The sequence below is a fragment of the Acidovorax sp. 1608163 genome (assembly GCF_003669015.1).
Taxonomy (GTDB): Bacteria; Pseudomonadota; Gammaproteobacteria; order Burkholderiales; family Burkholderiaceae_C; genus Acidovorax.
Map to the genome: position 1 here is coordinate 4,981,302 of NZ_CP033069.1, position 22,629 is coordinate 5,003,930.

The following is a 22,629-nucleotide window of genomic DNA, read 5'->3' on the forward strand; positions in this document are numbered from 1 at the left end:
CAGGCCCTGCCCATGCGCATTTCCATCCTCACTTTCGATGCCTTCAACGACCTGGATTCGCTGGTGGCGTTTGGCATGCTGAACCGTATCGCCCTGCTGGGCGACAAGGACTGGCAGGTGCGCATCGCAAGCCCCACTCCGCGCGTCACGTCCATGAACGGGCTGACCATCGACGCCCATGAAGACCTGGGCCAGCTGGCCCAAGCCGACGCTGTGCTGATTGGCAGCGGCATGAAGACGCGCGAAGTGGCCAACACCCCAGCGCTGATGGAGCCGTTGCGCGTGCTCAACCCCGCACGCCAGCTGCTGGCGGCGCAGTGCTCTGGCACCTACCTGCTGGGCCGCCTGGGCCTGCTGGGTGGTGTGCCCGCCTGCACCGACCTGACCAGCAAACCCTGGGTGGTGGAGTCGGGCGTGGACGTGGTGCCCCGTGCCTTTGCCGCCCGCGGCAACGTGGCCACGGCGGGCGGGTGCATGGCGTCGCAGTACCTGGTGGCCTGGCTGATCGCGCGCCTCAAGGGGCTGGACGCCGCGCGCGAGGTGTTGCACTACTTTGCCCCGGTGGGCGAAAAGCAGGAGTTCATCGACCGGGCCTTGGGGCACGTGCTGCCCACGCTGGAGACCCAGGCTGTTGCGGCTTGAGTACTATTAATTTGATAGCTGCTGGCGCTTATTCAGCAAGCGCTGGAGGCAATTTTTACTTGAAATCACCATGAACCACGACAAGAACGTCACCACCACCGTCGGCCACCTGATCGACGGCAAGCTCGTTGCCGACACAGAGCGCACGCAGCCTGTGTTCAACCCCGCCACCGGCCAGTCGACCACCAGCGTGGCGCTGGCGAGCAAAGCCACGGTGGAAGCCGCCATCGCCTCCGCAGAGGCCGCCTTCCCCGCCTGGCGCAACACACCGCCACTCAAGCGCGCACGGGTGATGAGCAAGCTGAAAGTGCTGCTCGAAGAGAACGCCGACAAGATCGCCGCCCTGATCACCGCCGAACACGGCAAGGTGGTGGCCGACGCGCACGGCGAGCTGCAGCGCGGCATCGAGAACGTGGAATACGCGAGTTACGCGCCCGAACTGCTCAAGGGCGAGCACAGCCGCAACGTGGGCCCCAATATCGACAGCTGGAGCGAGTTCCAGGCGCTGGGCGTCACTGCGGGCATCACCCCCTTCAACTTTCCGGCCATGGTGCCGCTGTGGATGTGGCCCATGGCCGTGGCCTGCGGCAACACCTTCGTGCTCAAGCCCTCCGAGCGCGACCCCAGCAGCACCCTGTTCATCGCCCAGCTCGCGCTGGAGGCGGGCCTGCCACCGGGCGTGCTCAACGTGGTCAACGGCGACAAGCTGGCCGTGGACACGCTGCTGCAAGACCCGCGCGTGAAGGCCGTGAGCTTTGTGGGCTCCACGCCGATTGCCGAATACATCTACGCCGAAGGCTGCAAGCACGGCAAGCGCGTGCAGGCCCTGGGCGGCGCCAAGAACCACGCGGTGCTGATGCCCGACGCCGATGTGGACAACGCCGTGAGCGCGCTGATGGGCGCGGCGTATGGATCGTGCGGCGAACGCTGCATGGCCATCCCGCTGCTGGTGGCCGTGGGCGACGCAGTGGGCGATGCCGTGATTGCGGGCCTCAAGACCGAGATCGCCAAGATGAAGGTCGGCCCCGGCACCGACAACAGCAACGACATGGGCCCGCTGGTGACCAAGCCCCACTTCGAGAAAGTGAAGGCCTATGTGGACAGCGGCGTGGCCGAAGGCGCCACGCTGGTGGTCGACGGCCGCTCGGTGAAGGTGGCGGGCCATGAAGAAGGCTACTTCCTGGGCGCCTGCCTGTTCGACAACGTCAAACCCGGCATGAAGATCTACCAGGAAGAAATCTTCGGCCCCGTGCTGGGCGTGGTGCGCGTAAAGACGCTGCAGGAAGCCATGCAGCTCATCAACGACCATGAATACGGTAACGGTACCTGCATCTTCACCCGCGACGGCGAGGCCGCCCGCTACTTCACCGACCACATCCAGGTCGGCATGGTGGGCGTGAACGTGCCCCTGCCGGTGCCGGTGGCCTACCACTCCTTCGGTGGCTGGAAGCGCAGCCTGTTCGGCGACCTGCACGCCTACGGTCCCGACGCCGTGCGCTTCTATACCAAGCGCAAGACCATCACGCAGCGCTGGCCATCGGCGGGCGTGCGCGAAGGCGCGGTGTTCAGCTTCCCGAGCAGCCGATGAGCAGGCGCTAAGAAGCGCAGCGCGCTCCTGCAGAGACGGCCCCTTGTGGGCCGTTTTCTTTGGTGCGCGGACGTTGGGGATGGGGTCTGAGGCAGCGGTTTACGCACCAGTGTGGTGGGACCAGGGTGCGAGGGCTGCAGCGTGGTGCAACGGGGGCTGTGCTGGCGTATTTCGCGTGGCATATCAATTGCTTGAAGGGTGTTGCATCCATCAACCCGCAACCCCTTTTGAAGGTGAATCCATGCGCAATGTCCTGACGTCGCAATCTCTCCCCCAGCGTCGCAACGCGTTGGTGTTGGCCCTGTTCTCGGCCCTCACGCTCATGGGTGGCAGCGCTGCGGTGGCGCAGGACAAAGTGCTGCGCATTGCCATGACGGCTGCCGACATTCCGCGCACGCTGGGGCAGCCTGACCAGGGCTTTGAGGGCAACCGCTTCACCGGCATTCCCATCTACGACTCGCTCACGCAATGGGATTTGTCAAAGGCCGATGCACCGAGCGTGCTGATCGAGGGGCTGGCTACCGCGTGGGCGGTAGATGCCAAGGACAAGACCAAGTGGGTCTTCAAGCTGCGCCCTGGTGTCAAATTCCATGATGGCTCGGCCTTCAATGCCGATGCGGTGGTGTGGAATGTGGCCAAGGTGCTGGACAAGGACGCCGTGCACTTTGACGCCAGCCAGGTGGGCGTGACGGCGTCGCGCATGCCCACGCTGCGCTCGGCCCGCAAGATCGACGACCTCACGGTAGAGCTGACAACCAGCGAGCCCGATGCCTTTCTGCCCATCAACCTCACCAATCTGTTCATGGCCTCGCCTGCACATTGGCAGAAGAAGTTTGATGCAGCCTCTGGCGCCACACCGGCCGACAAGTCCAAGGCTGCGTGGACCGCCTTTGCGGCCGATCCCGCGGGTTCGGGTCCCTTCAAGGTGACGCGGTTTGTGGCGCGTGAGCGCCTGGAGCTGGCCGCCAACAAGGCGTATTGGGATGCCAAGCGCACGCCCAAGATCGACAAGGTGGTGATGTTGCCCATGCCTGAGGCCAATGCCCGCACGGCCGCGTTGCTGGGCGGCCAGGTGGACTGGATCGAGGCGCCTGCGCCCGATGCCATGCCGCAGATCACGCAGCGTGGTTTCAAGATTTACTCCAACGCCCAGCCCCACGTATGGCCGTGGCAGCTGTCGTTTGCTGAGGGCTCGCCCTGGCTGGACAAGCGTGTGCGCCAGGCGGCCAACCTGTGCATTGACCGTGGCGGCATGAAGCAGCTGCTGGGCGGCATGATGGCCGAGCCCAAGGGCACGGTGCCGCCCGGCCACCCCTGGTGGGGCAACCCCAAGTTCGACATCAAGTACGACGTGAAGGCGGCACAGGCCTTGATGGCGCAGGCGGGCTACTCGGCTGCCAAGCCCATCAAGGTGAAGGTGCAGATCTCGGCCTCGGGATCGGGACAGATGCAGCCACTGCCGATGAATGAGTTTGCGCAGCAGTCCCTCAAGCAGTGCTACTTCGACGTGCAGTTCGACGTGATCGAGTGGAACACCTTGTTCACCAACTGGCGCAAGGGCGCCAAGGACCCGTCAGCCAATGGCGCGAACGCCGTGAACATCAGCTTTGCCGCCATGGATCCGTTCTTTGCCATGGTGCGATTTGTGAGCACCAAGGCCTTCCCGCCGGTGTCCAACAACTGGGGTTACTACGGCAATGCCGAGGTGGACAAGCTGGTGGCCGATGCCCGCACCAGTTTTGACGACAAGGCCCGTGACGCTGCCCTGGCCAAGTTGCATGCCCACATCGTGGAAGACGCACCGTTTGTCTGGATCGCCCACGACGTGGGGCCGCGTGCCCTGTCGGCCAAGGTCAAGAACGTGGTGCAGCCCAAGAGCTGGTTCATTGACATCGCCACGATGACGATGGATTGATGTCCGGGCAGGGTCACACCGGCCAGCCCGGCGCGAACCCTGCACCCTGCGCCCTGCGCCCTGCGCCCAGCGCCCAGCCCCTGCGGGCGCGCAGCTTGACCCTTCACCCCGTTGCAGGACTGTCCCATGGTTGCTTATCTGCTGCGCCGCATCGTCTATGCCCTGCCTATCATGCTGGGCGTGGCGCTGGTGTGCTTTTTACTGGTGCACCTGGCCCCTGGCGATCCGCTGGTGTCTATCTTGCCGCCCGACGCCTCGGCCGAGCTGCAGGCCCAGTTGCGCGAGTTGTATGGGTTTAACCGATCGCTGCCTGAGCAGTTTGCGATGTGGGTGTGGCGCGCACTGCACGGTGACCTGGGCGTATCGATTGCCAGCAACCGCGCCGTGGCGGGCGAAGTGATGACGGCCGTGGCCAACACCCTGCGCCTGGCCGTGGTGGCCACAGCCATTGGCTTTGTGCTGGGCAGTCTGTTTGGCTTTGTGGCGGGGTACTTTCGCCACTCGTGGGTAGACCGGCTGGCGTCCCTGCTGTCGGTGCTGGGGGTGAGCGTGCCGCACTACTGGCTGGGCATGGTGATGGTGATCGTTTTCAGCTCGCAGCTGGCCTGGCTACCCGCCACGGGGGCGGGCCCGGGGGGCTCGTCCGACTGGGCCTGGGACTGGGAGCACCTGCAGTTCCTGGTGCTTCCTGCCATCACGATGTCGGTGATCCCGATGGGCATCATCGCGCGCACCGTGCGTGCCCTGGTGGCCGAAATTCTGGACCAGGAGTTCATTGTGGGCCTGCGGGCCAAGGGGCTCACGCACTTTGGTGTGTTTCGCCACATGGTCAAGAACGCAGCGCCTACGGCGCTGGCGGTGATGGGGCTGCAACTGGGCTACCTGTTGGGGGGCTCTATCCTGATCGAGACCGTGTTCTCCTGGCCGGGCACGGGCTTCTTGCTCAACTCCGCCATCTTCCAGCGCGACCTGCCTTTGCTGCAGGGAACCATTCTGGTATTGGCCTTGTTCTTTGTGTTGCTCAACTTGCTGGTGGACATGCTGCAAACGCTGCTGGATCCGCGCATTGCCCGCGCTTGAAGGAGGGACCTCCATGACCATCTTGACTGCCGCGTCTTCACCCCATTCTTTGTCCCCTGCCCCATCGTCACCGGATGCCTTGGCTGCAGGCGCGTTGCCAGCGCAGCGATCGCGTGGGTACTGGACGGCGGCCTTCATCCGCTTCACGCACGACCCCGTCGCCATGGGGGCGGCCCTGGTGGTGGTGGTACTCATCGCCCTGGCCGTGTTCGGGCCGTGGATTGCGCCCGCTGACCCGTATGCATCGTCCATGCTCAAGCGCCTCAAACCCATCGGCACCGAGGGCCTTCCGCTGGGCAGCGACGAGCTGGGGCGCGACATGCTCTCGCGCTTGATTGTGGGTGCCCGGCTGTCCCTGTTCATTGGCATAACACCGGTGGTGTGTGCGTTTGTAATCGGCTCGGTCATCGGCATCGTGGCAGGGTATGCCGGTGGCCTGGTGAACACCGCCATCATGCGCACGGTGGATGTGTTCTATGCCTTCCCCTCGGTGCTGTTGGCCATTGCGCTGTCGGGTGTGCTGGGCGCGGGCATGGTCAACTCGCTCATCTCGCTGACCATCGTGTTCATCCCGCAGATCGTGCGCGTGGCCGAGAGCGTGACCACCCAGGTGCGCAACCGCGACTATGTGGAGGCCGCGCGCGCGTCGGGGGCCAATGCCTTCACCATCGTGCGGGTGCACGTGCTGGGCAATGTGCTGGGCCCCATCTTCGTGTATGCCACCAGCCTGATTGCGGTGTCGATGATCCTGGCCTCAGGCCTGTCGTTTCTGGGCTTGGGTGTGAAGCCGCCCGAGCCCGAGTGGGGCCTCATGCTCAACACCTTGCGCACGGCCATCTACGTGCAGCCCTGGGTGGCTGCACTGCCCGGGTTGATGATTTTCATCACCTCCATCTCGTTCAACATCCTCTCGGACGGCCTGCGGTCGGCCATGGACAACAAGGGCTGATGCCATGCATGTGAACCTGGATGTCGGCGGACCTGCGCAGCCGTTGCTCACCGTGCGGGGCTTGGTCAAGCACTTCCCGCTCAAGAAGGACGCGTTCGGGCGCGGCGGTGGCGTGGTGCACGCGGTGGACGGCGTGGACTTTGAGGTGATCAAAGGCGAAACACTCGGGGTGGTGGGGGAGTCGGGCTGCGGCAAGTCCACCACGGCGCGGCTATTGATGCAGTTGATGGAGCCCACGGCGGGCGAGGTCATTTTTGACGGCCGCACGGTGGGCAGCCGTGACCTGCCACTCAAGGAGTTTCGGCGGCAGGTACAAATGGTGTTTCAGGACAGCTATGCATCGCTGAACCCGCGCCTGACCATTGAAGACTCGGTGGCCTTTGGACCGCAGGTGCACGGACTGCCAAGGCGCGATGCCGTCGCCCGCGCCCGCAACCTGCTGGACCGCGTGGGTCTGGCGCCTACGCGCTTTGCAGAGCGCTACCCGCACGAGCTTTCAGGCGGTCAGCGGCAGCGGGTGAACATTGCACGGGCGCTGGCTTTGCAGCCGCGCATGGTGATCCTGGACGAAGCCGTCTCCGCCCTCGACAAATCGGTGGAAGCCCAGGTGCTGAACCTGCTGACCGACCTGAAGGCGGAGTTTGGCCTGACCTATGTCTTCATCAGCCACGACCTGAATGTGGTGCATTACATGAGTGACCGGGTGATGGTGATGTACCTGGGCCAGGTGGCAGAGATCGGGCCTTCGGATGCGCTCTTTGAGCAGCCTGCGCACCCCTACACCGCAGCCCTTTTGTCGTCCATGCCGTCGATGGACCCGGACCACCGCACTGAAGAAGCCCCTTTGGCGGGAGACCCGCCCAACCCTATCCAGCCGCCTCCGGGGTGCCGGTTTCACCCGCGCTGCGGCCTGGCGGCGCCCGTGTGTGCGCAACAGGTGCCGCAGCGCACGTGGGCCACGCCCGTGCGCATGGTGGCCTGCCTGCAACACGAATCCGGCAGCGGCCATCCCAACGCCTTGCCTTTGCGCCAGGTGGCATGAAAGCCCGGCAACCATGGCACGCCTTTGGTGACCTTCCTCAATGCCGTCCCGTCGCTGAACTCATCCAGAGAAAAATCCGACCATGATGTCCACATCCAACGAAGAGCCTATGGTGGTGCTACGCGACCTGAGTGTCACCTTCACCGGAGGTCGCAAGCCCGTGCAGGCCGTCAGCGGAGTGAGCTTGCAGGTGGGCCGGGGCGAAGTGGTGGCACTGATTGGTGAGTCCGGCTCGGGCAAAAGCGTCACCTTGCGCACGCTGCTGCGTTTGCACCCCGAGCGGCGCACGCGCCTGGGTGGTGAAGTGCGGGTGGCGGGCATGGATGTACTGGCCTTGTCGGGCAAGGCTTTGGCGGACTACCGGGGCAAGGTCACTTCCATGATCTTCCAGGAGCCTTTGCTGGCGCTGGACCCGGTGTACACCGTGGGTGCGCAGATCGTGGAGGCCATCCGGCGCCATGAGCCCGCCGCCACCGCAACCCAGGCCCAACAGCGCGCGCTGGCGTTGTTCGAGCGTGTGCGCATCCCCAGTCCAGAGCGCCGTCTGCAGGCTTACCCCCATGAAATGTCGGGCGGCATGCGCCAGCGCGCCATGATCGCCCTGGCCCTGGCCTGCCACCCGCAGCTGCTGTTGGCCGATGAGCCCACCACGGCGCTGGATGCCACGGTGCAGATCCAGATCCTGCTGCTGTTGCGTGAGCTGCAGCGTGATTTGGGGCTTTCGGTCATCTTTGTCACCCATGACATTGGTGCCGCGGTGGAGGTGGCCGACCGCATTGCCGTGATGTATGCCGGGCGCATTGTGGAAGAGGGCACGGCCCACGACCTGATCCGCAACCCACGCCACCCCTACACGCGGGCCCTGTTGCAAAGCCGCGCCCACGGTGCCATGGCGCGCGGCCTGCCGCTGCAGACCATTGGCGGGGCTCCGCCGGACCTGTCTGCATTGCCGCCAGGGTGTGCGTTTGCTGAGCGCTGTGCACTGGTCGCCGAGGCATGTCGATTGCAGCAGCCCCCGCTGGTGGCTATCGTCCCCGGCCACCAGGCCCGCTGCCTGCGCACCGATGCTCTCGATGCCGCAGCCCCCGCTCCCGCTTTGTTCACCCATTAACGCCACTGCCGCCATGCCCTTGCACGACCCTGCCCATGCCTTTGTGCCTTATCCCGACGTGCCTTTGGCCCATGCTGGCTCCGGCCCACTGTCGGGCCTGACTTTCGGGGTCAAGGATTTGTTCGATGTGGCTGGCTACCCCACGGGGGGCGGCAATCCGCTCGTGCTGGCCCAGTCGGGCATCAAGGCGCAGACGGCGCCCACGGTGCAAAAACTGCTGGACGCAGGTGCTCGCGTGGTCGGCAAAACGGTGACCGACGAGCTGGCGTTTTCCATGAATGGCAACAACGCCCACTTTGGCGCGCCCATCAACGGTGCTGCGCCCACACGCATCACAGGAGGCTCTTCATCGGGCTCGGCTTCGGCGGTGTCCTCCGGACTGTGTGACTTTGCCTTGGGCACAGACACCGGGGGGTCGGTGCGTGCCCCGGCCAACCACTGCCGTCTGTATGGCTTGCGTCCTACGCACGGGCGTATCAGCCTGCAAGGCGCTCTGGACTTGGCCCCCAGCCTGGACACTTGCGGTTGGTTCGCCCGCGATGCGCACACCTTTGCCCGCGTTGCCGATGTGCTGCTGGCGGCAGATGTGCCGCCCCTGTCGCCCCAGGTACGCGTGCTGTGGCCTGCCGATGTTTGGGGCCTCTTGGCGCCCGGTGTGGTGGATGCGTTCCAGGCCGCCACCCAGCGCGTGACCGCTGTGCTGGGGGCGCCCAGCCGCGTAGAGGTAGCGCTGGATTCGTTCGATGCGATGTTCTGGAACTTTCGCTACCTGCAAGGCCGTGAAGCCTGGATGACGGATGGTCCACTGATCGAGCGCTTTGCCCCACCCCTGGGGCCTGGTGTGGCAGAGCGGTTTACGTGGTCGCGCGCCGTGACCGATGCGCAGGTGGCTGCTGCAGGTGCCTTTCGCGGTCGATTCAAGCAGCATATGGCCGACTTGTTGGGAGCCGACGGGGTGTTGCTGATGCCAACCATGCCCGATGTGGCGCCCTTGCGGGTTGCACCCGAGAGCAGCCTGGAGGACTACCGCAACCGTGCCATCCAGATGCTCTGCATTGCAGGGCTGGCAGGCTTTCCGCAGTTGTCCATGCCGATGGCGCAGCGCGATGGAGCGCCGTTGGGGCTGTCCTTGCTGGGCCCCGCTGGCAGCGATAGATCACTGGTGGGGTTGGCGGAGCGGATTGCTGCAGCGGCCTGAGTTCGGTGAACGGGGAGTTTGTCCAGCCACCTGTCACGGCCCGCATCGCAGCGGTTCAGTCCTCTGGGCTCCATTGCAAACAGGGCGGGGTGGTCAAAAGCCACGTATCGCAGTCGGCTGCGGAACTGGCCCGTTCCACCACCAGGAAATCGCCCGCATCCACCGCCATTAAGGCGTGGTGCCATGTACCTGGCGCCAGGGTGACCCCTTGCAGTCCATTGCTTACAAAAGCGCGCAGATCGGATGCTTGTGGGGGCAGGCCTGCGGCGGCCACCACGATCACGAAGCGGCGGCGTCCCAAGGGGATGAACGACTGGCTGCCCAGTTGGTGGCGCTCCATCTCTTCCAGCGCGACGGGAAATTGCCGCGCCTGGGCCCGGAACAGCGCCATTTGTGCCCGCCCGCCTTGTTGGCCCAGACACAGGTCGTCCACCAGGTCAAACCGCTCACTGGTGCCTGCATTGATCAGGCGGCCTGTGCCAGGTGGTGCTTGCAGTACGGTGCCAAAGGCTGCGAAGGCTGCAGGTGTGAGGGCTGCGGGTGCCAGCTGCTGTGCAGGTGTTGCCAAAGTGGAGGTGTTTAAGGTGGGCATAGGCTCTGTTAGTGCAAGAAGCGCGCCTGTTGGGTGTAGTCGCGCTCAGCGCAATTCCCTATGGCTTTTACGCATTGGCCATTGGACAAAATCGCTCCGGACCCAGGCCACAATGCGTTCCCGAGAAGTAAGCAGATCCGCTTACTAGGGTTTTTACGTAACGGCGCCTACAATCTCAGACCCTTACAAAGCTGACAGCCTTCGCCGGGCGTGTGCCCGGTGTTCCTTTCGCCTTACCCCAAGCTGGAGACACTGCATGCCCGAGAACACCACGGCCCAGAACAACAACCCAGACAAACGTGCCCAGCTGCGCCGCGCGGCACTCGAATACCACGAGTTTCCCAAGCCCGGCAAGATCGCCATCGCAGCCACCAAGCAGATGGTCAACCAGCACGATCTGGCGTTGGCTTATTCGCCGGGTGTGGCTGCTCCTTGTGAAGAAATCGTCAAAGACCCGAACGCGGCCTTCAAGTACACCAGCCGTGGCAACTTGGTGGGCGTGGTGACCAACGGCACCGCTGTGCTGGGCCTGGGCGATATCGGCCCGCTGGCGGGCAAGCCGGTGATGGAAGGCAAGGGCGTCCTCTTCAAGAAGTTCTCTGGCATCGATGTGTTTGACATCGAAATCAACGAGAAAGACCCTGAGAAGCTGGTCGAAATCATTGCCAGCCTGGAGCCCACCTTCGGCGGTATCAACCTCGAAGACATCAAGGCCCCTGACTGCTTCTACATCGAGCGCAAACTGCGCGAACGCATGAAGATTCCGGTCTTCCATGACGACCAGCACGGCACGGCCATCGTGGTGGGCGCAGCCATCTTGAACGGCCTGAAGGTGGCGGGCAAAGACCCCAAGAGCGTGAAGCTGGTGACCTCGGGCGCGGGCGCTGCAGCCCTGGCCTGCCTGGGCCTGCTGGTCAAGCTGGGCATCCCCCGCGAAAACATCTGGGTGACCGACCTGGCCGGTGTGGTGTACGAAGGCCGCACCGAGCTGATGGACGAGGACAAGATTCAGTTCGCTCAGAAGACCGATCAGCGCACCCTGAGCGAAGTGATCGAGGGCGCGGACGTGTTCCTGGGCCTGTCGGCAGGCGGCGTGCTGAAACAGGACATGGTCAAGAAGATGGCGGCACGCCCCTTGATCTTCGCGCTGGCCAACCCCAACCCTGAAATCCAGCCCGAAGACGTGAAGGCGGTGCGCGACGACGCCATCATCGCCACGGGCCGCACGGACTACCCCAACCAGGTCAACAACGTCCTGTGCTTCCCGTACATCTTCCGTGGGGCGCTCGATAGCGGCGCCACCACCATCACCCTGGAGATGGAAATTGCGGCCGTGCACGCCATTGCCGAGCTGGCCCAGGCCGAGCAAAGCGAAGTGGTGGCTGCGGCCTATGTGGGCGAGCAGCTGGCTTTTGGCCCCGAGTACCTCATCCCCAAGCCGTTCGACCCCCGCTTGATGATGATGATTGCGCCCGCCGTGGCCCAGGCGGCTGCCGACAGTGGCGTGGCCCTGCGCCCCATCGCTGACATGGATGCCTACCGCGACCAGCTGCAAAGCTTTGTGTACGCCTCGGGCACTATGATGAAGCCCATCTTCACGGCCGCCAAGAGCGCCACGAAGAAGCGCGTGGCCTATGCCGAAGGGGAAGAAGAGCGCGTGCTGCGCGCCGCGCAAATCGTGGTGGATGAGCGCGTGGCCCGCCCCACGCTGATTGGCCGCCCCACGGTGATCGCCGAGCGCATCGAGAAGTTCGGCCTGCGCCTGCAGGAAGGGCGTGACTACGACGTGGTGAACGTGGAGCAAGACCACCGCTATCGCGACTTCTGGCAAACCTACCACCGCATGACCGAGCGCAAGGGCGTGACGGTGCCGATTGCCAAGATCGAAATGCGCCGCCGCCTGTCGCTGATTGGCGCCATGCTGCTGCACAAGGGCGAGGTCGATGGCCTGATTGCAGGCACCTGGGGCCACACCAACCTGCACCTGAATTACATCGACCAGGTGATTGGCAAGCGCGCTGGCGTGACCACGTTTGCGTGCATGAACGGCCTGCTGCTGCCCGATCGCCAGGTGTTTCTGGTCGATACCCACGTCAACTACGACCCTACGGCCGAGCAGCTGGCGGAAATCACCGTGATGGCGGCCGAGGAAATGATGCGCTTTGGTATCAAGCCCCGCGCTGCGCTGCTGTCGCACTCCAACTTTGGCTCCAGCAACCAGCCCAGCGCCGTCAAGATGCGCCAGACGCTGGAGCTGCTGCGCGTGCAGGCGCCCTGGCTGGAAGTGGACGGCGAGATGCACGGCGACGTGGCCCTGGACAGCAAGGCCCGTGCGGCCATCATGCCGCACAGCGACCTGATCGGTGACGCTAACTTGCTGGTGCTGCCCAACATCGATGCGGCCAATATTTCCTACAACCTGCTCAAAACCGCAGCGGGCGGCAACATCGCCATTGGCCCTGTGTTGCTGGGCGCGGCGCAGCCGGTGCACATCCTCACCGCCAGCACCACGGTGCGCCGCATTGTGAATATGACGGCTTTGACGGTAGCCGACGCTAACGCGTCGCGATAAGCCCTCAAAAGATAGTAACTGCCAACTTTTTTGGCAACCACCCACACCAAGCGCCTGCCCAATAATTGGGCAGGCGCTTGCTTTTTGGGGGTATTGCGTCACACTACGGGCTCGAAATTTCGGGTTAACCCGTGGTTTCTGAAAGGTGTCGTTGATGCTGAAGGCTTTTGCCACCCAGGTTCGCAAAGCAGGGGTTTTGTGGGTTTTGGGTGCCGCGTTTGTGTTGGCTCCGGTGGTGGGCCATGCCCGCCAAACTCCGTCTGCCGCTGGTTCTCTTTCCTCCATTGCATTGGCCGAGTTGCCTGCCCAGGGGCGGGTCACTTATGCGCTGATCCGGGAGGGTGGGCCGTTCCCGTACGACAAAGATGGATCGGTCTTTGGCAACCGTGAACGCATCCTGCCAGCACAGCAACGCGGCTACTACCGCGAATACACCGTCAGAACGCCTGGCGCACGCAACCGGGGGGCGCGCCGCATTGTGTGTGGAGGCCAGAAGCCCCGGACGCCGGACGCTTGCTACTACACCGGCGACCACTACGCCAGTTTCCGCGAAATCGTCGAGTGACCCCTTCCATGCCGTGTGTGCCAGTCCTATCTTGGCTGTGCACGGTATGCCCTTTGAATCCTCCCACCCGCAAGGTGCATGCACCGGCCCTGCGGAATGCCAGAAGTTTGTGGACTTTATTTAGAAAGAGTAGCGGAGATGCAGACGCCACTTCGTAAAGACCTGGAAACGCCCCTGCGTGGCGTGCGTGCCAATATCGTGCAATCCATTCGCGCCTTCCGCGTGCAGGACCTGCAGGATGCTGCCACCTCCATGGGCCACCATTTTCTGTATGCCAACCTGGCCCACGCACAGACCAAGCAGGACGTGCTTGACCTCATCGCCGGGCAATTCACCTTCCCGGCGCACTTTGGCAAGAACTTCGATGCGCTGTACGACTGCATGACAGACCCCTTGCACAAATCGGGCCCACAGCCTGGTTTCATCGTGGTGCTGGAGCAGATTCCGGCCACCGTGAAGTTTGACAAGGAAGCCCGGGAGCAGCTGCTCGATATCTTCCGGGATGCGGCGGACTACTGGAGCGACCGGAAAATACCCTTCCGCTGTTTCTATTCTTTTCTGTAGCCCGTTCTGCATCCAACAGCCAAGCAGAACGGGCGAACGAGGCCAGTGAAGCACCCAAAGTCCAACGGATCGAGATTGCAGCAGAGCCCGCAGAAAAAATGCCCACCGACAAACTGGTCGATGTGTCCCCCTTGGCGCTGCGCATGAGCAGCCCGTTCAATGCTGGTTATTGGCTGAGCGCGGCCTGAATTCGGCACTTCCCCCTGAGGCGCTTTGCGCCTTCCCCCTCCTCTCGAATCGCTGGCGCGATTCGAGAGGAGGGGGACGACACCAGCGCGGCGGGGCGGCCCTTGCGCGGTGTCTCTTGCCTTGGTCGCGCCAGTTGCGAAGGTGAGTGACGACATTGGCGCGAGCGACTGAAGCCCGGGACCTGCTCCCAGCCTGTTTCGTTAACACCCGTTGATGCTTGACTGACGGATTTGACATCGCATCAAGACCGGTGCGATGTTGGTGGGCGCGCCTGCTGCGCGACCAGCCTGGGCCCCTAGACTTTTCCAATACTGATCAAATTGGCCGCTACCGCTTGTCCCGCAAGCGCTAACAGCTATCAACTCAAGAGCAAGCCTGCGCCAGTGCCACGTATTCGTCCACAGGCACTTCTTCGGCGCGGCGTTGGGTGTCGAAGGTGCCGGTGAACTGGCGGGCTTCGAGCCAGCGGCCCAGGGTGTGGCGCAGCAGCTTGCGGCGCTGGCTGAAGGCGACTTGCACCAGTTCTTCGAGCAGCTTCACGTTGACCTGGGCAGGGGCCTCGCGCGGCACCATGCGCACCACGGCGCTGTCCACGCGCGGGGGCGGATCAAAGCTCTCGGGGGGCACGAACAGCACGTTCTCCATGGCGTAACGCCACTGCAGCATCACCGACAAGCGCCCGTAGTCGCTGGTGGAGGGCCCCGCCACCATCCGGTCGATCACTTCCTTTTGCAGCATGAAATGCTGGTCCCGGATTGCGTCCACGTGCTCCAGCAGGTGGAACAGGATGGGGGTGGAGATGTTGTACGGCAGGTTGCCCACCACGCGCAGGCGCAGGGCGGGTTGGTTCAGGCGTTCGCGAAAGGTCTGGGCCAGGGCCGTGAAGTCGACTCTGAGCACATCCGACTCGATCACGTCGAGCTGCCCATGCAGGCGCAGTCGCGCTGCCAGATCGCGGTCCAGTTCAATGACGGTGAGGCGGCCCAGGCGCTCGACCAGGGGCTGTGTGAGGGCTGCTAGCCCAGGGCCGATTTCCACCATCGGGTCGCCCGGCTGCGGGGCGATTTCCTGGACGATGCCTTCGATGATGCCCTGGTCAGACAGGAAGTGCTGTCCGAAGCGCTTGCGCGGGATGTGCTTCATGCCCTTCATTGGGGGGGCTCGCGGTATTCCACATAGGCGCGGCCACGCAGCTCCTGGGCCCAGGTGGCGTAGGCTTCGTCCAGCTTCTTTTCACGCACGGCGTCGCGCATCATGTCGCGTTGCTCGCGCTGGTTCAGCTTGGCTTCGCGGCGGTCCACCAGCTGGATCAAGTGCACGCCAAAGCGCGACACCAGAGGCTCGCTGATTTCGCCGGGGCGCAGGGCGCTCAGGGCCTGTTCAAACTCGGGCACGTAGCGGCCGGGGTTGGCCCAGCCCAGGTCGCCGCCTTGCTTGGCGCTGCCGTCTTGAGAATGCTCGCGCGCCAGCGTGGCAAAGTCGGCTTGGCCTGCCTGAATGCGGCGGCGGTAGTCGCTCAGGCGCGCTGCAGCCGCGGCCTCGGTCAACTGGGGGCCGGTGCGCAGCAGGATGTGGCGCGCGTTGGTTTGCACGACGGTGGGGCCAGAGCCTGCCGCAGAGCGCTCCACCACCTTCAGGACGTGAAACCCGGCGGGCGAGCGCACAGGCCCGGCAATGCCACCCACTGCCAGCGCTTGGGTCGAGGTGACGAACAGCTCGGGGTATCGGTCGGTGGGGCGCAGGCCCAGCAGGCCCCCGTCGCGGCGGCCTTCGGGCGCGTCGGAGTATTCCTGGGCCACCTTGGCAAAGTCTTCACCTGCGCGGGCCTTGTCGGCCGCTTGCTGCGCGCGGGCCTGGCGCTCGGCCACCACGGCGGGGCTGGCGTCTTCGGGCACGCGCACCAGCACGTGGGCCAGGTTGATCTCGGCGGCACTCACTTCGGTGCCTTGTTGTTCGCGGATGAACTGGTCAATGTCCAGATCGCTCACCTTGACCTTGGCGTCCACTTCGCGCTCGCGCACGCGCTGCATCAAGAGCTGGTTGCGCAGCTCTTCGCGAAAGCGGTCGCGGTTCAGGCCCTCGCTCACCAGCCGACGTTGCAACTCGCTCACGGTGAGCCCGTTTTGCTGGGCCACAGCGGCCTCGGCCTGGTTCACGGCGTAGTCGTCAGCGCGGATGCCGGTTTCGCGCGCCAGCTGCAGCTGGGCTTTTTCCAGAATGATGCGTTCCAGCACCTCGCGGGCGATCAGCTCGCGCGGGGGCGTGGGGGCGTTGCCGCCTTGCTGGGCCAGTTGCTGCTCCACCCGGGCGATGCGCGAGCGCACTTCGTAGTTGGTGACGGGCTCGGAGTTGACGATAGCCACGATGTAGTCGGCCGACCGTGGGCCGGTGTCGGCCGCCGAGGGAGTGGGCAGCGCCAGTGTGGGCTTGGCTGCGGGTTTGGCGGCAGGCGTTGCCGCAGCCGCCGCGGGTTGCTGCGCCAGCCCCTTGCTGGTGCCGCTGGAGGGGCGCAGCCCTTGCGCCGCAGCGCTTTGGGATGCGAGGCAGGCCAGGCTGGCCGCCAGGGCCAATGTCATCACGCGGTGGTTCATGGCTGTGTCGATTTAGTCGTAGTTGCTGAAACGGCTGGGCGTACCGACCTGGTCTCGCAGGTACTGGTAGCGCGGCACGTGTTGCTTGAAGGTTTCGAGGGGGCTGGAGCCCAGGCTCAGGCGGGAGAAGCCCACGAATTCGATTTGAAAGAGCAGCCGGGTGTTGGAGGTGGAGGTGCTGTTTTGCAGGCGCTCCAGCACCACGCGGCCAATCCAGCAGCAGCTGTCGTATTCCAGGCCCACCACGGTGTCCACCAGCTTGCGGTCTTGCATGCTGTAGTTCAGGCGCGCCACGCTGTACCAGCGGCCACCACCTTGCCCACGCCCGGCACCCAGGTCCTGGCCCTTGTCGCCCCACAGGTCGTTCAGCGGCCACTGCCAGCCAATGTCGACCTGCTCGCTCGTGCCGCGCTGGAAACGGTAGGCCGCGCTCACGGTGCGGTAGTTGCCGGGGCTGTAGCGGGCGCTGATGGTGGAGCGGATGGAGCGCTGCGTCTTGGGGTTGTACTGGGTGGTGGAGTCAAACGCCCACTGCTGCGTCCAGTTGATGCCCGCGCCCACCAGCACGTCCGACAGCCGCTCGCTCACCGGGGCCACGCCTGGCAGCGTCACGTTCTGGTCGGTAAAGCGCAGGCGCTGGGCCACGCCAAAGCGCACGTTCTCGGCGCCGGTGTCCGGGTCCAGCAGGCGGGTGGTCATGCCCAGCGTCAGCAGGTTGTTGTCGGCAATGCGGTCGTTGCCGCCGTAGGCGTTTTCGGTGTAGACGGTGGCGAAGTTGAAGTCGTTGGCGGCCGTGTCGTACACGGGCAGGCGGCTTTGGTCGCTGAACGGCGTGTAGGTGTAGAACGCGCGGGGCTCCAGCGTTTGCAGGAACGAGCGGCCAAAGAAGCTGGTATCGCGCTCAAACACCAGCCCGCTGTCCAGGCTGAAGGTGGGCAGCGTGCGGCTGGCCGAGCGTGAGCCGTTGGACAGCGCACTGTCAAACTGGTACTGCGTGGCGTGCAACTGCAGCTTGGGCGTGATGAAGCCGCCCGGTGCCAGGAAGGGGCGGCTGATCTGCGCGATGGCGTACGAGCGGTCGGCATTGGGCTGGCCCGTGAGCGCGCGTGCGGCCTCAAAGCGCGTGGTGTCCAGCTCCACACTGGCGTCCAGCCCCACAGGCAGGGTCGATGGCGTGTAGCGCCAGTTCAGCTGCGGCATGCGGTCGTACGGCGGCACGATGGGCGAGGTGGCGTCTTGCAGCGTTTGCCACTTGAGCGTGCGCACCTGCGCCGAGATATCGCCCGAGCCCCAGGACAGCGAGGCGTCGTTGGGCAGCAGGCGCTGGCGCAGCGGCTCTGAGGCGCGGCCAAAGTCGCGCCAATAGTTGTCGTCGCTCACGCGGTTGAGGTTCAGGTTCAGGCCCAGGCCGCCCATGCTCGATTCAATGGAGCTCTGGTGCTTGGCCGTGATGCCCCAGCGGGAGCGATCACGCAGGCTGTCCGATGGCATCACATCGCCGCTGATGGCGCCCTGGTAGGTGGGCTCCAGGTAGCGGAACTCGCCCCCCAGGTTGGCGCCGCGCTTGCTCATCAGCGCTGCGCGCAAGGTGGCGTCGCGGTTGGGGGCAATGTTCCAGTAGTACGGCTGGGCGTATTCCAGGCCGTCGCGGCTGTCCAGCCCGATGGTGGGGGGCAGCAGGCCGGATTTGCGCTTGTCCGACAGCGGGAAGGTGATGTACGGAATGGGCAGGATGGGCACGCCCTGGAATTCGAGCACCGCGCCTTCGGCCGTGCCCACTTCTTCCTCGTTGTCGATGCGGATCGTGTCGGCCCGCAGCACCCAGGCCGGGCGCCAGCTGGCCTCGTCATCGCGCTGGCAGGTGGTGTAGGTCGCGCTGTGCACCAGGGCACGATCGCGGTCAATGAAGTCCACGCGCGTGGCCTCGCCATGGGCCTGGGTGGCCAGGAAGCGGTAGCGCGCTTCGGTGAAGAACCCCTCAAACGCGTCCACCTTCAGGTCCAGCGCCGAGCCCTCGTAGGTGTTGCCTGCGCGGTTGATGCGCACATTGCCGCGCGCCTTGGCCAGGTCCTCGGGCACCGTGTAGTCGAGTCGGTCGGCACGGATCACCGTGTCACCCCGGCGCAGCTCGGCGTTGCCCTCAATGGTGGCGTTCAAGTCGGTCTGGCCGCTGATGCGGTCGCCCGTGACGAACACCGGCAACTGCGAGCGCACGGCTTCGGGAATCGTCTCTTGCAGCGCGGGGGATTTGCGCAGCGTGATGGGGGCATCCCAGGCGCTGGGCGCGGCGTCCTGGGCCTGGGCGGTCAGGGGCAGGCCGCACCAGGCCAGCGCCACGCAGTAGGCCAGTGCGGTGGGCGCGGGGGGGCGCAGCCGCAATGCAGCTGCCGTAGCGGGCCGGGTCCGGAGGGAGGGGGTCTGCACGGTGGTGGGCTTGCGGCGTGGCACGTGGGGCGTAGGGGGCGAGGGCGGATGGAATCACCCGCGCCGATGGCCCATGGGTAGGCGGTGGGGGCGGGTTTGTAAAATCCGATTATCCATGAGCCACCCCTCTTCCCCCTCATCCCCTGTTTCTTCCACCCACACCACGGGGGCCGCGGCCCCCGGCGCGGTGGTTTGGCCCGATGCGGCCCGCCAAAAAGCCTTTGAGGCCTGGCTCGCCCCCCTGGTGGCCAGCCACCAGCTGGTGCCCGCCAGCCTGCGCCCGGCCTCGGCCGACGCGAGCTTTCGCCGCTACCTGCGCATCGACACCGCTCAAGGCGCCAGCTGCATCGTCATGGACGCCCCGCCCGACAAGGAAAACTGCCGCCCCTTCGTGCAGGTGCAGGCCCTGATGGCTGGCGCGGGCCTGAACGTGCCGCAAATTCTGGCGTGGGACGAGGTGGGTGGCTTCATGCTGCTGACCGACCTGGGCAAGCAGACCCTGATCGAGCTGCTGCAGCCCGAAAACCCCCAGGCGGCGCTGCCTTGGTACCAGCAGGCCGCCGATGTGCTGCTGGACTGGCAAAAAGCCTCGCGCCCCGGCGTGCTGCCTGTGTACGACGAACCCCTGCTGCGCCGCGAGCTGTCGCTGTTCCCGGACTGGTACCTGGCCCGCCACCGGGGCGTGGCGCTGACCGACAAGCAGCAGGCCACGCTGGACAACGCCTTCAACCTCATCGTGGCGCACAACCTGGCCGTGCCCAGCGTGTTTGTGCACCGCGATTTCATGACCCGCAATCTGATGGTGCCGCTGCAAGAAGGCGGCCCGCTGGCGGTGCTGGACTTCCAGGACGCCGTTTACGGCCCCATCACCTATGACATCGCCAGCCTGCTGCGCGACGCGTTCATCAGCTGGGAAGAGGAATTCGTCATCGACGTTACCGTGCGTTACTGGGAGAAAGCCCGCAAGGCCGGGCTGCTGGGGGCCAACAGCGCCAGCGGTTGGGGTGCGGACTTTGGCGAGTTCTACCGCGCGGTGGAGTGGATGGGCCTGCAGCGCCACCTCAAGGTGGCTGGCATCTTTGCCCGCCTCACCTTGCGCGACGACAAGCCCAAGTACCTGGCCGACGCCCCGCGCTTCCTGCACTACATCCGCTCCACCGCCAACCGCTACCGGCAGCTCGGCCCGCTGCTGCAGCTGGTGGATGAGATCGAGGGCACCACACCCGTCACCGGCTTCGCTTACGGGCGCATGTAAAGCAGTAAAAACCCCCTGAGTCGCTGCGCGCCTTCCCCCGCTCCCGCTGCGGGGGGCAACGCCAGCGCGGCAGGGCGGTGCGGCCGGCATAGACCCTTGCGCGGCGTTCGCTGGTAAAGGGTTGTGAGAGTTTCGAGGCTGTGCCCCGCGCCAAGCGCGTACGCAGTAGATGTAAAAGTAGATGTAAAAACAGGCTCTAGCGCTTTATTCATAAGCGCAAACAGCTATCAATTAAGTAGCAAATGCCCCGCTTCCACTGCCCCGCTGACCTGGCCCCTGGTGCCGAAATCGACCTGCCCCCCGGCGCTGCACGCCATGTGCAGGTGCTGCGCCTGCAGCCGGGCGATGGCATCACCCTGTTCCACGGCGGCGCCGACGGCCCTGGTGGCGAATTTGAGGCCACCGTGCTGCGCATGGGCCGCAGCGACGTGCGCGTGCAGGTGGGCACCCACCATGCGGTGGAGCGCGAGGCGCCCCGCGCCATCCACCTGCTGGCGGGCATCACCGCCAACGAGCGCATGGACTGGCTGGTCGAAAAAGCCACCGAGCTGGGCGTGGCCAGCATCACCCCGCTGGTGGCCGAGCGCAGCGTGCTCAAGCTCAAGGGCGAGCGCGCCGACAAAAAGCTTGCCCACTGGCAGGCCGTGGCCGTGGCCGCGTGCGAGCAATGCGGGCGCAACCGCGTGCCCGTGGTGCACGACGCGCTGGATTTGGCCGCCTGGGTGCGCGCCCACGCTGGGCCTGCTGCGGCTGAGCCCGCTGGTGGCCAGCCCAGCGCCCTGCGCCTGCTGCTGTCGCTGCGTGAAGGCACCCGCCCCCTGCTGCAGGCGGCCGCAGGGGCGGGGCCGGTGTGGTTTCTCTCGGGCCCCGAAGGTGGCCTGAGCGCGGCCGAAGAAGCCCTGGCCGTGCAACACGGCTTTGCCCCCACCACCCTGGGCCCGCGCGTGCTGCGGGCCGAAACCGCCCCCCTGGCGGCCCTGGCCGCACTCACACTGGTCTGAACGCAGGGACCCGGCGGGCGCCCCCCTGCCCGCTGGTGCGCAGGTATCGAGGCTGCGTGGAGGCGCTCGCCTGGCCCGGCAGCACATTCAGTGCTTGCTGTTGTGCCTGTGCGCCGTAGAATTTGCCAACAACAGCGATAGCGAGCGCGTCCTCACATTGCAAGGCCCTGCGCCACGGTGTGCGGCCATGCACCACAACAGCGGGGGAGACCACTTGCATCTGAGCGCGTACTGCCGGCGTTGGACCGACTGGGTGCTGACCACCGACAAGCGCCAGCGCATTCGCCTGGCCATGGCGGGGCTGGCGGCGCTGCTCATGGTGTGCTGCCTGTTGGTGATGAACGCCGTGGCCGTAGCGGGCCTGGCCAACGCCGCGCATGTGCGGGTGTGGACGGTGTGCTCGGTGATCGGCCTCATCCTGGTGTACGTCGCCATTCGCAGCGGCTGGTCGCGCCGCTTCAAAGACCCCTCCCTCACGCTGGCGCAAATCCTGTACTCCATCGCCTGCTGCGCCGTGGCCTTTGTCATCGCCGGGCCTGCGCGGGGCGTCACCTTGCCCATCCTGGCCATCATCCTCATGTTTGGCATCTTCGGGCTCACCACGCGGCAGATGCTGGGCATCTTGCTGTACGGCCTGGTGGTCTTTGGCGTGGCCTCGGGCGTGGTTGCGTTGCGCGACGAGCCCGGCTACCCGCCCGTGGTGGCCGGGGCCTACGTGGGCATGGTGGTGGTGGTGTTGCTCAGCAGCACCTTTCTCACCACCCGCGTGCAAAGCACCCGCGAGCACCTGCGCCGCCAAAAATCCGAACTCGCCCGTGCGCTGGAGCAAATCCGCGAGCTGGCCACCCACGACGACCTGACGGGCCTGCTCAACCGCCGAGCCATGTTCGAGCGCATGCAGCTAGAGCAGCGGCGCAGCCTGCGCACCGGCCACCCCCTGCTGGTGGCGCAACTGGACATCGACCACTTCAAGGTGGTCAACGACACCCACGGCCATGGCAAAGGCGACCTGGTGCTGCGGGCCTTTGCCGACACCGTGCGCCACAGCGTGCGCGACACCGACGTGCTGGCCCGTTGGGGCGGAGAAGAATTTGTGCTGATGCTGTGCGACACCCCGGCCGAGGAGGCGCTTGCCCTGCTGGAGCGCGTGCGCCTGGCCGTGCAGGCCATGCGGGTGCCACTGCCCCAGGGGGGCGATCCCATCGCCATCACCGTCTCCATCGGGCTGGCCCGCCACCCACCGGCCGATACCCTGGCGCACACGCTGGAGCGTGCCGACCAGGCCCTGTACGCCGCCAAAGCCCAGGGCCGCAACCGGGTGGTGCTGGAGCCCGGGCTGGCGTGATGCGGC

General features: G+C 65.3%; 18 protein-coding genes. 14 read left to right on the forward strand and 4 right to left on the reverse strand.

Features of this window, described 5'->3' with window-relative positions; translation table 11 throughout:
- Positions 1-12 precede the first annotated feature (12 nt).
- The 8 genes from EAG14_RS22245 to EAG14_RS22280 all read left to right on the forward strand — a co-directional run bounded on the left by EAG14_RS22245 (position 13) and on the right by EAG14_RS22280 (position 9,525).
- Entirely contained in the window at positions 13-642 is a 630-nt protein-coding gene (locus EAG14_RS22245) for a DJ-1/PfpI family protein (protein ID WP_121730185.1), read from the forward strand.
- Positions 643-712: 70 nt separating this feature from the next.
- Complete coding sequence (locus EAG14_RS22250; RefSeq protein ID WP_121730186.1) at positions 713-2,230, forward strand: CoA-acylating methylmalonate-semialdehyde dehydrogenase; 1,518 nt, start codon at positions 713-715, stop codon at positions 2,228-2,230.
- Between the two features lie 322 nt (positions 2,231-2,552).
- Entirely contained in the window at positions 2,553-4,145 is a 1,593-nt protein-coding gene (locus EAG14_RS22255; protein WP_233205609.1) for an ABC transporter substrate-binding protein, read from the forward strand.
- 126 nt (positions 4,146-4,271) lie between these two features.
- Complete coding sequence (locus EAG14_RS22260; RefSeq protein WP_099657237.1) at positions 4,272-5,225, forward strand: ABC transporter permease; 954 nt, start codon at positions 4,272-4,274, stop codon at positions 5,223-5,225.
- 13 nt (positions 5,226-5,238) lie between these two features.
- On the forward strand, positions 5,239-6,174 hold the full coding sequence (locus EAG14_RS22265; RefSeq protein ID WP_162996073.1) for an ABC transporter permease: 936 nt from the start codon (positions 5,239-5,241) through the stop codon (positions 6,172-6,174).
- Positions 6,175-6,178: 4 nt separating this feature from the next.
- Positions 6,179-7,216, forward strand: coding sequence for an ABC transporter ATP-binding protein (locus tag EAG14_RS22270; protein WP_121730187.1), 1,038 nt, complete (start codon positions 6,179-6,181; stop codon positions 7,214-7,216).
- A gap of 109 nt (positions 7,217-7,325) precedes the next feature.
- Entirely contained in the window at positions 7,326-8,327 is a 1,002-nt protein-coding gene (locus tag EAG14_RS22275) for an ABC transporter ATP-binding protein (protein WP_099658900.1), read from the forward strand.
- A 13-nt stretch (positions 8,328-8,340) separates the two neighbouring features.
- Positions 8,341-9,525: an amidase gene (locus EAG14_RS22280; protein ID WP_121730188.1), complete on the forward strand. Its 1,185-nt coding sequence runs from the start codon at positions 8,341-8,343 to the stop codon at positions 9,523-9,525.
- Positions 9,526-9,580: 55 nt separating this feature from the next.
- On the opposite strand, the gene EAG14_RS22285 is transcribed toward EAG14_RS22280, so the two are convergent.
- Entirely contained in the window at positions 9,581-10,117 is a 537-nt protein-coding gene (locus EAG14_RS22285) for an ureidoglycolate lyase (RefSeq protein WP_121730189.1), read from the reverse strand.
- Between the two features lie 256 nt (positions 10,118-10,373).
- Between EAG14_RS22285 and EAG14_RS22290 the strand changes: the two genes are divergently transcribed.
- The 3 genes from EAG14_RS22290 (at position 10,374) to EAG14_RS22300 (ending at position 13,818) form a co-directional block, all read left to right on the forward strand.
- Complete coding sequence (locus EAG14_RS22290) at positions 10,374-12,689, forward strand: NADP-dependent malic enzyme (RefSeq protein WP_099657233.1); 2,316 nt, start codon at positions 10,374-10,376, stop codon at positions 12,687-12,689.
- 154 nt (positions 12,690-12,843) lie between these two features.
- Entirely contained in the window at positions 12,844-13,254 is a 411-nt protein-coding gene (locus tag EAG14_RS22295) for a ribonuclease domain-containing protein (RefSeq protein ID WP_121730190.1), read from the forward strand.
- A 138-nt stretch (positions 13,255-13,392) separates the two neighbouring features.
- Positions 13,393-13,818, forward strand: coding sequence for a barstar family protein (locus EAG14_RS22300; protein WP_099657231.1), 426 nt, complete (start codon positions 13,393-13,395; stop codon positions 13,816-13,818).
- 552 nt (positions 13,819-14,370) lie between these two features.
- Here EAG14_RS22300 and rsmA read toward each other — a convergent pair.
- From rsmA to EAG14_RS22315, 3 genes are read right to left on the reverse strand one after another with little or no spacing between them, the layout of a single operon-like run.
- Entirely contained in the window at positions 14,371-15,150 is a 780-nt protein-coding gene (gene rsmA, locus EAG14_RS22305) for a 16S rRNA (adenine(1518)-N(6)/adenine(1519)-N(6))-dimethyltransferase RsmA (protein ID WP_099658899.1), read from the reverse strand.
- A gap of 5 nt (positions 15,151-15,155) precedes the next feature.
- Positions 15,156-16,598: a peptidylprolyl isomerase gene (locus EAG14_RS22310; RefSeq protein ID WP_121730191.1), complete on the reverse strand. Its 1,443-nt coding sequence runs from the start codon at positions 16,596-16,598 to the stop codon at positions 15,156-15,158.
- Between the two features lie 12 nt (positions 16,599-16,610).
- A complete protein-coding gene (locus EAG14_RS22315; RefSeq protein WP_371414382.1) occupies positions 16,611-19,022 on the reverse strand; it encodes an LPS-assembly protein LptD in 2,412 nt (803 codons plus the stop codon).
- A 115-nt stretch (positions 19,023-19,137) separates the two neighbouring features.
- On the opposite strand from EAG14_RS22315, the gene EAG14_RS22320 reads away from it, so the two are divergent.
- From EAG14_RS22320 to EAG14_RS22330, 3 genes are all read left to right on the forward strand, one after another.
- Positions 19,138-20,277: an aminoglycoside phosphotransferase family protein gene (locus tag EAG14_RS22320; protein ID WP_121730193.1), complete on the forward strand. Its 1,140-nt coding sequence runs from the start codon at positions 19,138-19,140 to the stop codon at positions 20,275-20,277.
- A 242-nt stretch (positions 20,278-20,519) separates the two neighbouring features.
- Positions 20,520-21,278, forward strand: coding sequence for a 16S rRNA (uracil(1498)-N(3))-methyltransferase (locus tag EAG14_RS22325; RefSeq protein WP_121730194.1), 759 nt, complete (start codon positions 20,520-20,522; stop codon positions 21,276-21,278).
- Between the two features lie 187 nt (positions 21,279-21,465).
- A complete protein-coding gene (locus EAG14_RS22330; RefSeq protein WP_371414383.1) occupies positions 21,466-22,623 on the forward strand; it encodes a GGDEF domain-containing protein in 1,158 nt (385 codons plus the stop codon).
- The last annotated feature ends 6 nt before the right edge of the window (positions 22,624-22,629 follow it).

Excerpts from the sequence above, each read along its gene's own strand:
- EAG14_RS22260 (WP_099657237.1), top strand. The coding sequence starts at position 4,272 with ATGGTTGCTTATCTGCTGCGCCGCATCGTCTATGCCCTGCCTATCATG.
- EAG14_RS22255 (WP_233205609.1), top strand. The coding sequence starts at position 2,553 with ATGGGTGGCAGCGCTGCGGTGGCGCAGGACAAAGTGCTGCGCATTGCC.
- EAG14_RS22330 (WP_371414383.1), top strand. The coding sequence starts at position 21,466 with ATGCACCACAACAGCGGGGGAGACCACTTGCATCTGAGCGCGTACTGC.
- EAG14_RS22295 (WP_121730190.1), top strand. The coding sequence starts at position 12,844 with ATGCTGAAGGCTTTTGCCACCCAGGTTCGCAAAGCAGGGGTTTTGTGG.
- EAG14_RS22280 (WP_121730188.1), top strand. The coding sequence starts at position 8,341 with ATGCCCTTGCACGACCCTGCCCATGCCTTTGTGCCTTATCCCGACGTG.
- EAG14_RS22245 (WP_121730185.1), top strand. The coding sequence starts at position 13 with ATGCGCATTTCCATCCTCACTTTCGATGCCTTCAACGACCTGGATTCG.
- EAG14_RS22325 (WP_121730194.1), top strand. The coding sequence starts at position 20,520 with ATGCCCCGCTTCCACTGCCCCGCTGACCTGGCCCCTGGTGCCGAAATC.
- EAG14_RS22320 (WP_121730193.1), top strand. The coding sequence starts at position 19,138 with ATGAGCCACCCCTCTTCCCCCTCATCCCCTGTTTCTTCCACCCACACC.
- EAG14_RS22285 (WP_121730189.1), bottom strand. The coding sequence starts at position 10,117 with ATGCCCACCTTAAACACCTCCACTTTGGCAACACCTGCACAGCAGCTG.
- EAG14_RS22310 (WP_121730191.1), bottom strand. The coding sequence starts at position 16,598 with ATGAACCACCGCGTGATGACATTGGCCCTGGCGGCCAGCCTGGCCTGC.
- EAG14_RS22265 (WP_162996073.1), top strand. The coding sequence starts at position 5,239 with ATGACCATCTTGACTGCCGCGTCTTCACCCCATTCTTTGTCCCCTGCC.
- EAG14_RS22270 (WP_121730187.1), top strand. The coding sequence starts at position 6,179 with ATGCATGTGAACCTGGATGTCGGCGGACCTGCGCAGCCGTTGCTCACC.
- EAG14_RS22300 (WP_099657231.1), top strand. The coding sequence starts at position 13,393 with ATGCAGACGCCACTTCGTAAAGACCTGGAAACGCCCCTGCGTGGCGTG.
- EAG14_RS22275 (WP_099658900.1), top strand. The coding sequence starts at position 7,326 with ATGGTGGTGCTACGCGACCTGAGTGTCACCTTCACCGGAGGTCGCAAG.
- rsmA (WP_099658899.1), bottom strand. The coding sequence starts at position 15,150 with ATGAAGCACATCCCGCGCAAGCGCTTCGGACAGCACTTCCTGTCTGAC.
- EAG14_RS22250 (WP_121730186.1), top strand. The coding sequence starts at position 713 with ATGAACCACGACAAGAACGTCACCACCACCGTCGGCCACCTGATCGAC.
- EAG14_RS22290 (WP_099657233.1), top strand. The coding sequence starts at position 10,374 with ATGCCCGAGAACACCACGGCCCAGAACAACAACCCAGACAAACGTGCC.